Source organism: Corynebacterium striatum ATCC 6940 (assembly GCF_000159135.1).
In the GTDB taxonomy this organism is placed as follows: domain Bacteria; phylum Actinomycetota; class Actinomycetes; order Mycobacteriales; family Mycobacteriaceae; genus Corynebacterium; species Corynebacterium striatum.
Genome location: NZ_GG667520.1, coordinates 176,480 through 186,563, shown reverse-complemented (window position 1 = coordinate 186,563; position 10,084 = coordinate 176,480). Strand labels below are relative to the sequence as shown.

Here is a 10,084-nt window from a genome sequence, read left to right as displayed (position 1 = left end):
AGAGCCTAAGGTCGAGGAGAAGGAAGAGAAGTCCGCACCAGCAGCTTCTGACTCCAAGCCTGCAGTTTCTGAGGGCTCCACCAAGATCAACAACGGCGACGACGTTCCTTACGTCACCCCGCTGGTCCGCAAGCTGGCTGAGAAGCACGGCGTAGATCTCTCCACCGTCTCCGGCACCGGCGTCGGCGGCCGCATCCGCAAGCAGGATGTTCTGGCTGCTGCTGGCGAGGGCGAGGCTCCGGCTTCCGCAAACGCAGGCTCCACCGATCCTCGCGCTCGCTGGTCCACCAAGTCTGTCGACCCAGAAAAGCAGGAGCTCATCGGCACCACGCAGAAGGTCAACCGCATCCGCGAAATCACCGCTGCAAAGATGGTCGAGGCACTGCAGATTTCTGCCCAGCTCACCCACGTCCAGGAAGTCGACATGACCGCCATCTGGGATCTGCGCAAGCAGTCCAAGCAGGCCTTCATCGAAAAGTACGAGGCAAACCTGTCCTTCCTGCCGTTCATCGTTAAGGCAACCGTTGAGGCTCTGGTTTCCCACCCGAACGTCAATGCTTCCTACAACCCTGAGACCAAGGAAATGACCTACCACGCAGACGTCAACGTGGCCATCGCAGTTGATACCCCACGTGGCCTGCTCACCCCGGTCATCCACAAGGCACAGGACCTCACCCTGCCGGAGATTGCCAAGGCAATCGCTGAGCTGGCTGACAAGGCACGCAACAACAAGCTGAAGCCAAACGATCTGACCGGTGCAACCTTCACCGTCACCAACATCGGCTCTGAAGGCGCGCTGCTGGATACCCCAATTCTGGTTCCGCCACAGGCTGGCATCCTCGGCACCGCTGCTATCACCAAGCGTGCGGTTGTCGTGAACGAGAACGGCCAGGATGCAATCGCCATCCGCCAGATGTGCTACCTACCATTCACCTACGACCACCAGGTCGTCGACGGTGCTGACGCAGGCCGCTTCATCACCACCATCAAGGACCGCCTCGAGACCGCTGATTTCGCAGCTGACCTCGACATCTAAGTCCTGATTCCCGCTTAAGGGTCACGGCCCCTTCGCTCCCCCCCCACATCTGCTGGGTGCGAAGGGGCCGTAGGTGTTTTCATGACCGCCAGATTCTGCCCGCTAGATTTCGCCCGCTAAGACTTGTCCCCCCAATCTCTAATGTGAGACACGACACTATATACTGTGACGCATGCTGCGTTCAGATTGGTTCCGCGTTGCCTTAGGCATGTTCCTTGTGGCTTTTGGCGCCAATTTCTTCGCGCCCATGGTAGTGGTCTATCAACTGAAGGCGGGCCTGAGTTTTAGTCAGTCATCGTTCCTCTTCGGTGTCTATGCCCTTGGGCTCATGGTGGCGCTCTTCCTAGGCGGCCCGCTGTCAGACTCTCTTGGCCGGAAAACCATAATGCGCCCTGCCGTGGCGTGCACGCTGGTTGGCTCGCTGGTGCTGATGCTCGGAAACTCGGGTAGCTTTCTTGTGCTCCTGGTAGGCCGCCTCATCATTGGCGCCGCAGTGGGCCTGGCGATGTCCTCCGGCGCTGCATGGCTCAAGGAGCTAAGCACCTCCGCTGTCACCGGGGCACGCCGCTCCTCTATCTCTCTTTCCCTTGGCTTCTCCCTCGCACCCGGTGTCTGCGGACTGCTCGCCGAATTCGCGCCCGCCCCAACGCTGCTCCCCTTCCTCGCACCAGTCAGCCTAGCTATCCTCATCATTCCATTGGTGTGGACTACTCCAGCCGATCACTGCCCGAGCGCTCAAGCCGCCGCTACCCGCGCTGCCCATCGGGTCTGGGTCCCACGCAGCATATTTAACCGGCGTTTTCTTCCAGTCGCCGTTTATGCGCCGTGGGTATTCGGCACCGCCACCACTGGTTTGGTGTTCATGCCTACATTGCTCAGCGAACATTCCGCGCATCCAGTCCTGCTCACTGGCGCCATCGCTTTCCTGACCATGGGCACCGGCGTCGCCACTCAGCGTCTCGCAGGGCGCTTTCACTTCACCGCGGCTCACGGAATGTTCCTTGCAGCCATCGGCATGGCGTTGTGCTTGCTGCTCGCCACGCAGCGCACTGAAAGCTGGACGCTGTGGCTACTCCCGCTCATCGCCATCGTGATGGGCAGTGCCTATGGCATCACGATGCTCACCGGACTCGCCCAAACTCAATCTTTAGCCGATCCAAAAGAGTTGGGGGCAGCAACGGGGGTGTTCTATTCACTGACTTATCTTGGCTTTTTCGCGCCGTTCATCTTGTCAAGACTGGGTCCAGCAGTGGGCTATTCGGCCACTTTTATGTGTGGTGTTGTCATTGCACTATTAACAACAGTGTGGCTTAGGGAACTCGGTAGGGGTAAACGAGTTTAGGCCACAGCAACAGGCCTTATACTTAATTCCGGTTTAGGCCATGTTTTAGGCATTCACCATGACGTCCTTCACGGAGCTTCTTTCAAAGGAGATTGAACTTATGGATTTCATCTCGCGCCACCTCGGACCAAATTCTTCCGAGCAAGCGACGATGCTCAACGCACTGGGGTACAACAGCGTCGACGCTCTTGTCGACGCTGCCCTGCCCACCACCATCCGCGCCGCATCGGCACCAGCCCTGCCTGATGCGCTGAGCGAAAATGCAGCGCAGGACAAGCTGCGCGAATACGCCAGCCAGAACATCGTGTTGAAGTCCTTCTATGGCCAGGGCTACTCCGATACGCTTACCCCGGCCGTCATCCGCCGCGGCCTGCTGGAGGACGCTGGTTGGTACACCGCTTATACCCCGTACCAGCCGGAGATCTCCCAGGGCCGCCTGGAAGCACTTCTGAACTTCCAGACCATGATCGAATCCCTGACTGGTCTGCCCATCGCCAACGCTTCCCTGCTGGACGAGGCATCCGCCACCGCTGAAGCAGTCGGCCTAATGTCCCGCGCGGTCAAGAAGGGCCGCCGCGTCATCCTGGACTCCCGCCTGCATCCGCAGGTGCTCGCTGTGGCGGCGGAGCGCGCTCGCGCCATCGAACTCGAGGTGGAAATCCTCGATATCCGCGAGGGCCTCGTGGGCGAAGACCTCATCGGCGCCGTCATTGCGTACACCGGCACCGAGGGCGACATTTACGACCCACGCGGTGTCATCGATGAGCTGCACACCCGCGGCGCAGTAGCCACCATCGTGGCCGATCCCCTCTCCCTCCTCCTGCTGGAGGCACCGGGCAAGCTGGGCGCTGACATCGTCATTGGCTCCACGCAGCGCTTCGGCGTTCCGCTGTTCTTCGGTGGCCCGCACGCTGCTTACATGGCTGTCACCGACAAGCTCAAGCGCCAGATGCCTGGCCGCTTGGTCGGCGTTTCCAAGGACGCCGAGGGCCGCCCGGCGTACCGCCTGGCCCTGCAGACCCGTGAGCAGCACATCCGCCGTGAACGCGCTACCTCCAACATCTGTACCGCGCAGGCGCTGTTGGCCAACGTAGCGTCCATGTACGCTGTCTACCACGGCCCAGAGGGCCTGAAGAAGATCGCTGAGCACGTTCACGGGCTCGCCGCTTCCTTCGCCGCTGCCGTAAAGGGCGCAGGCAAAACCCTGGTCGCTGACGAGTTCTTCGACACCGTCACTGTCACCGGCGTCGACGCCGCAGGCATCAAGGCATCCCTTCAACAACAGGGTTACCTCGTGCGCGCTATCGGCTCCGAGAAGATCTCCGTCTCCTTTGGTGAGTCCGCAACGCTTGACGACGTCGCCAAGCTCGCCGCCGCATTCGGCGCAGAGTCCGCAGACAAGGACAACGCCGAGTCCGCCGTTAATGCCCTGCCTTCCGCGCTCGTCCGCGCCGAGGCCCCGCTGGAGCACGAGATCTTCAACTCCCTCCACTCCGAAACTCAGATGCTGCGCTACCTGCGCACCCTGGCGGACAAGGACCTGGCTCTGGACCGTACCATGATTCCGCTGGGTTCGTGCACCATGAAGCTCAACCCCACTGCCGCCATGGAGCCCATCTCCTGGCCGGAGTTCGCGGGCATCCACCCATACGCACCGGAAGAGACCACCGCAGGCTGGCGCGCCCTCATCGAGGAACTCGAGGGCTGGCTCGCTGAGCTGACCGGGTATGCAAAGGTCTCCATCCAGCCCAACGCTGGTTCCCAGGGTGAGCTGGCCGGCCTGCTGGCCATCCGCCGCTACCACGTTGCCAACGGAGACTCTGGCCGCGACGTCATCCTCATCCCATCTTCCGCACACGGCACCAACGCGGCCTCTGCTACCTTGGCTAACCTGCGGGTGGTCGTCGTTGCTACCGCAGACGATGGCTCCATCGACCTGGCAGACCTGGATGCCAAGATCGAACAGCACGGTGAGCACATCGCCGGCATCATGATCACTTACCCGTCCACCCACGGCGTGTTCGACCCCGAGGTCCGCGACGTGTGCGACAAGGTCCACGCTGCTGGCGGCCAGGTCTACATCGACGGCGCAAACATGAACGCTCTGACCGGTTGGGCACGCCCCGGCGAGTTCGGTGGCGATGTCTCCCACCTCAACCTGCACAAGACCTTCACCATCCCGCACGGCGGCGGTGGACCGGGCGTTGGCCCGGTGGGCGTCGCCAAGCACTTGGTGCCCTTCCTACCGACTAACGCCAACGACGCCTCCATCGATCCGGCCCAGCCGACCCCGACCGAGCACGGTGTTCCCTCCACCGCCAGCCAGTACGGCTCCGCCGGCGTGCTGCCGATTTCGTGGGCATACCTGGCCATGGTGGGATCCGAGGGCGTTGCGCAGGCCACCAGCCACGCAATCCTGGGTGCTAACTACCTGGCTAAGTCCCTGCAGGATTCCTTCGCGGTTCTCTACACCGGCAACGAGGGCCTCGTGGCGCACGAATGTATCTTCGACCTGCGCGAGCTGACCGACGCCTCCGGCGTCACCGCGGCCGATGTGGCAAAGCGCCTCGTGGACTACGGCTTCCACGCACCGACCCTGTCCTTCCCGGTGGCTGGCACCCTGATGGTCGAGCCGACCGAGTCCGAGGACTTGGCCGAGCTAGACCGCTTCATCGAGGCTATGCGCTCCATCCGCGCGGAAATCCAGGACATCATCGACGGCAAGGTCGAGTACGAGAAATCCGTCATCCACAACGCTCCGTACACCGCTGCGTCCGTCGCATCCGACGAGTGGAACTACGGCTTTACCCGCCAGGAAGCTGCCTACCCAGTTGCTTCCCTGCGTGCCAACAAGTACTTCCCGCCGGTGCGCCGCATCGACGAGGCTTACGGTGACCGCAACCTCGTGTGCGCCTGCCCGCCACCAGAGGCTTTCGATCTGACTGAAGAGGACTAAACAATGACTGAATTGCTCAACTCCCCGCTGCATGCAGAGCATGAAAAGCTTGGCGCATCCTTTACGGCTTTCGGTCCGTGGAACATGCCGCTGAAGTACGACAACGAATTGGAAGAGCACCGCGCGGTGCGCAACTCCGCTGGCCTATTCGATCTTTCCCACATGGGCGAGATTTGGGTCAACGGTGAAGACGCTGCCAAGTTCTTGTCCTACAGCTTCATCTCCGACCTGACCAACCTCAAGGTGGGCAAGGCAAAGTACTCGATGATCTGTGCCGAAGACGGCGGAATCATCGATGACCTCATCACCTACCGCTTGGACGAGACCAAGTTCCTGGTCGTGCCAAACGCCGGCAACGCCGACGTGGTCTGGGAGGCACTCAACGAGCGCGCTGAGGGTTTCGATGTGGACCTCAACAACGAGTCCCGCGACGTCGCCATGATCGCAGTACAGGGCCCGAAAGCTGCGGAGATTCTCATCCCGCTGGTCGAGGACACCAAGCAGGAAGCCGTCATGGAGCTGCCGTACTACGCAGCGATGACGGGCAAGGTCGCCCGCAAGTATGCCTTCATCTGCCGTACCGGTTACACCGGTGAGGACGGCTTCGAGCTCATCGTCTACAACTCCGACGCCCCAGAGCTGTGGCAGGAGCTGCTCAAGGCTGGCGCTGAGTACGACATCCGCCCGTGTGGTCTGGCAGCGCGCGACTCCCTGCGCTTGGAGGCAGGCATGCCGCTCTACGGCAACGAGCTCACCCGCGATATCACCCCGGTAGAAGCCGGAATGTCCCGCGCCTTTGCCAAGAAGGAGCAGGACTTTGTGGGCGCTAAGGTGCTGCGCCAGCGCGCCGAGGAGGGCCCGCAGGCCGTTATCACCGGACTTGTCTCCTCCCAGCGCCGCGCCGCCCGTGCGGGCTCCGAGGTCTTCGTGGGTGAGAACAAGGTGGGCACGGTAACCTCCGGCCAGCCCTCCCCCACCCTGGGACACCCGGTAGCACTCGCTCTCATCGATACCGCCGCTGGACTCGAGCCGGGTGCGGCCGTCGAGGTGGATATCCGCGGCAAGCGCTACCCCTTCGAGGTTTCCGCGCTGCCCTTCTACAAGCGCGATAAGTAAACTCCACTACTGAAGTCAACTACTGAAAGGACACCCCTTCTCATGGCTAATCTTCCTTCCGATTTCTCCTACTCCGAGGAGCACGAGTGGATCAACGCCACCGCTGACTCCGTCGTTGGTTCTACCGTCCGTATCGGCATCACCTCCGTGGCCACCGACCGCCTGGGGGAGGTCGTCTTCGCTGAGCTGCCTGCCGTGGGCGATACCGTCGAGCACGGCGAGACCTGCGGCGAGGTCGAGTCCACCAAGTCCGTGTCTGACCTCTACTCCCCGGTCACCGGCACCGTGACTGCCGTCAACGAGGGTGTGCACGATGACTACGCAGTCATCAACAATGATCCCTTCGGTGAGGGCTGGCTCTTCGAGGTAGAGGTCACCGAGGTCGGCGAGCTGATGACCGCCGACGAGTACGCCTCCGCCAACGGAGTTGACTAAAACAACGCTTGAGCAGCGCAGACTCGGCCCCTTTCGGGCTGATTTCTCGCGGGGTTTAGGATTGGGTTCATGACTGCTCCCCGCGAACCTTTCTTTCCCGCTGATCGCTCCATCCGCGCGTCCGATGAGCCACTGGAGATCCGCCGCTTGGGCCGCATGGGCTACCAAGAGGCCTGGGATCTGCAGGCTGAGCTCGCGGCGGCGCGGGCGGCGGGTACGCAGGGTGATGTCATCCTCGTGGTGGAGCACCCCAACGTCTACACCGCCGGCAAGCGCACACAGCCGGAGGATATGCCTGATAATGGCCTACCGGTCATTGATGTAGACCGTGGTGGGCGCATCACCTGGCACGGTGAGGGCCAGTTGGTGGTCTACCCCATTATCAAGCTGGCCGAGCCGGTAGACGTTGTCGATTACGTCCGCCGCCTTGAGGAGGCCATCATCCAAGCCGTCCGCGAACTCGGCGTGAGCACCGCTGGGCGCATCGATGGCCGCTCTGGAGTATGGGTTCCTTCCACCACCCAGGCTGCCGACCCAGCCGCCCCGAAGCGCGACCGCAAGCTCGGTGCGTTGGGCATTCGCATCACCCGTGGGGTCACCATGCATGGCTTGGCGCTCAACTGCACCAACACCTTGGAGTACTACGAGCACATCGTGGCCTGCGGCATCGACGATGCGGATGTGTCCACGCTGTCGCTGGAGCTCGGCCGCCCAGTGACCATGGAGGAGGCGGAAGCGCCGCTTCTCGACGCTCTCCTCAAAGCCCTATCCGGGGAATTAACGGTGGCCGACCACACCTTTGCCTCGGCCCCTGATCCCATCAAAGTGGCCAACGAGAAGGCCCGCCAAGCCCGCAAGGCCGCGCAAGAAAAATAGCGGCTACCCTCGGTGGAATAAAGCAGCCACCCGGAGGGCTTGTATTAGAAAGAGCTAGTTCTAACACCTAAAGTGAGGTTTCGTGACTGTTAAGCCTGAAGGACGCAAGATGCTCCGCATTGAGAAGAAGAATGCGGAGTCTCCCATCGAACAGAAGCCGCGCTGGATCCGCAACCAGGTTCGCACCGGCCCTGGGTATGAGGACATGAAATCTCGCGTGTCTGGTGCTTCCCTGCACACCGTGTGTCAAGAGGCCGGCTGCCCCAATATTCATGAGTGCTGGGAATCGCGTGAGGCTACCTTCCTCATCGGCGGCGACAAGTGCACCCGCCGCTGCGATTTCTGCGATATCGCCACAAGCAAGCCAGCGGAACTGGACCGCGACGAGCCGCGTCGTGTGGCCGAGAATATCCAGGAAATGGATCTCAACTACACCACCATTACAGGTGTTACGCGCGATGATCTGCCTGACGAGGGCGCCTGGCTCTACGCCGAGGTGGTGCGCAAGATTCATGAGCTTAACCCCAACACCGGCGTAGAGAACCTCACCCCGGACTTCTCAGGTAAGCCGGACCTGCTCCAGGAGGTCTTTGAGGCCCGGCCCGAGGTCTTCGCCCACAACCTGGAGACAGTGCCGCGCATCTTCAAGCGCATCCGCCCGGCCTTCCGCTATGAGCGTTCACTCGATGTCATCCGTCAGGCCCACGACTTCGGTTTGATCACCAAGTCCAACCTCATCCTGGGGATGGGTGAAACCGCCGAGGAGATCGAGGAAGCCCTTCGTGATCTCCGCGAGGCCGGCTGCGACATCATCACGATTACCCAGTACCTGCGCCCCGGCCCGCGCTTCCACCCCATCGAGCGCTGGGTGCGCCCAGAGGAGTTCGTGGAGCACTCCAAGCTGGCCAAGGAGCTGGGATTTGGCGGCGTCATGTCTGGCCCGCTGGTTCGCTCCTCTTATCGCGCCGGCCGCCTCTACGTGCAGGCCATGGAGGCCCGCGGCCTCGAGCTTCCGGAGAACCTCAAGCACTTGGCTGAGACCTCTCAAGGCGCTACCGCCCAGGAGGCCTCCACGCTTCTGGAGAAGTACGGCCCCTCTGAGGAAACTCCGGTCACCACGCGCATGACTAAAACCCCCGCACAGTCCAACTCCGCTGCTGCGACCATTCGCTAACGCGTTTCCCTTTTTATTCCCCTTGCCCTTAAAGTAGGAGACATGGCTAAGGACGATAAGGCGTCGCTCAAGGACGCGAAGAAGCAAGAGCGGGCGGCCAAGCGCGCCCAGCGCAAGCAGAACTGGTCACAGATGTGGCAAGCGTTCAACCTGCAGCGCAAGCAGGACAAGGCTCTCATCCCCATCATGCTGGCTGCATTCTTGGGCGTGGGCTTGCTCTTCTTCCTTATCGGCCTGCTCTTCAACGGGCAGTGGTTCATGCTCATCATCGGCTTGGGCCTTGGCGCAATGCTCGCTATGTTCCTGTTCACTCGGCGCCTCGAGCGCGATATGTACAAGAAGGTCGAGGACCAGCCCGGCGTCGCCGGCTGGGCTTTGGAGCAGCAGCTGCGCAACACGGTGGGCGTGGTGTGGAAGGTCAAGCCGGGCGTGGCTGCGACCCGCCAGCAGGATCTGGTCCACCGCGTGATTGGTAACTCGGGCGTCATCTTCGTCGTTGAGGGCGACCGCAAGCGCGTCGCCCCTACTCTCAACCGTTTGAAGAAGCGCGTTGACCGCCTAGCTGGCGGCGTACCGGTGTACGAGGTCTTCGTGGGCAACGGTGAGGATGAGGTACCGGTATCCAAGCTGCGCACGCACATCATGAAGCTGCCGCGCAACTACAATAAAAACGAGACCTACGAGAACATTCGCCGCATCGAGGCTATGGATGATCTTCCGGGCACTACTCCGGGCCTGCCGAAGGGCCCGATGCCCCGCCAGGCTCAGAACATGGCGGGTATGAACCGCCGCATGCGCCGCATGCAGGAGCGCAAGGGCGGCAAGTAAGCCACCTCGTTCCACACTGAAAGGGTCCCTTCCAAAACTCTCGGAAGGGACCCCTTCTCATTGGCTTTAAATCTTCCCTAGACCTTGTTCCCCATTGACCACAGCACAACCTTCTACATGGTATTTATCAAAAGGCGTCTTTAGTGTTGCGCGGGGGTATCTAGTAACACCGTGGTGAGTATCGAGTGAAGCGTCCTGGGTTTAGTTCCGCTTCTTTTACGGCCCTGTGTTGATGGCCTGGGTGAGATAGTACTCGGTTTCTACTTCCTGTGGGGTAGCGTAGTCCAAAGCTTCATGAAGCCGCTTGGTGTTCCACCAATA

At 61.3% G+C, this 10,084-nt stretch carries 8 protein-coding genes; all 8 read left to right on the top strand.

What is annotated here, in order from left to right; translation table 11 throughout:
- On the top strand, positions 1-1,036 hold a 1,036-nt coding region (sucB, locus tag HMPREF0308_RS03160; protein ID WP_034656947.1), incomplete at its 5' end, for a 2-oxoglutarate dehydrogenase, E2 component, dihydrolipoamide succinyltransferase.
- Positions 1,037-1,208: 172 nt separating this feature from the next.
- On the top strand, positions 1,209-2,378 hold the full coding sequence (locus HMPREF0308_RS03155; protein WP_005528639.1) for an MFS transporter: 1,170 nt from the start codon (positions 1,209-1,211) through the stop codon (positions 2,376-2,378).
- A gap of 100 nt (positions 2,379-2,478) precedes the next feature.
- The gene (gene gcvP / locus HMPREF0308_RS03150) at positions 2,479-5,334 is read left to right on the top strand and encodes an aminomethyl-transferring glycine dehydrogenase (RefSeq protein ID WP_034656946.1); all 2,856 of its coding nucleotides are present in this window, start codon (positions 2,479-2,481) and stop codon (positions 5,332-5,334) included.
- 3 nt (positions 5,335-5,337) lie between these two features.
- Positions 5,338-6,450 (top strand): glycine cleavage system aminomethyltransferase GcvT, encoded by a 1,113-nt coding sequence (gcvT, locus tag HMPREF0308_RS03145; protein ID WP_005528637.1) that lies wholly within the window; start codon positions 5,338-5,340, stop codon positions 6,448-6,450.
- 42 nt (positions 6,451-6,492) lie between these two features.
- Positions 6,493-6,885, top strand: a complete 393-nt coding sequence (gene gcvH / locus HMPREF0308_RS03140) for a glycine cleavage system protein GcvH (protein ID WP_005528635.1) — start codon at positions 6,493-6,495, stop codon at positions 6,883-6,885.
- Positions 6,886-6,954: 69 nt separating this feature from the next.
- Entirely contained in the window at positions 6,955-7,761 is an 807-nt protein-coding gene (gene lipB, locus HMPREF0308_RS03135) for a lipoyl(octanoyl) transferase LipB (protein WP_005528634.1), read from the top strand.
- Positions 7,762-7,870: 109 nt separating this feature from the next.
- On the top strand, positions 7,871-8,935 hold the full coding sequence (lipA, locus tag HMPREF0308_RS03130; RefSeq protein WP_005528632.1) for a lipoyl synthase: 1,065 nt from the start codon (positions 7,871-7,873) through the stop codon (positions 8,933-8,935).
- 42 nt (positions 8,936-8,977) lie between these two features.
- A complete protein-coding gene (locus HMPREF0308_RS03125) occupies positions 8,978-9,763 on the top strand; it encodes a DUF4191 domain-containing protein (RefSeq protein WP_005528630.1) in 786 nt (261 codons plus the stop codon).
- The last annotated feature ends 321 nt before the right edge of the window (positions 9,764-10,084 follow it).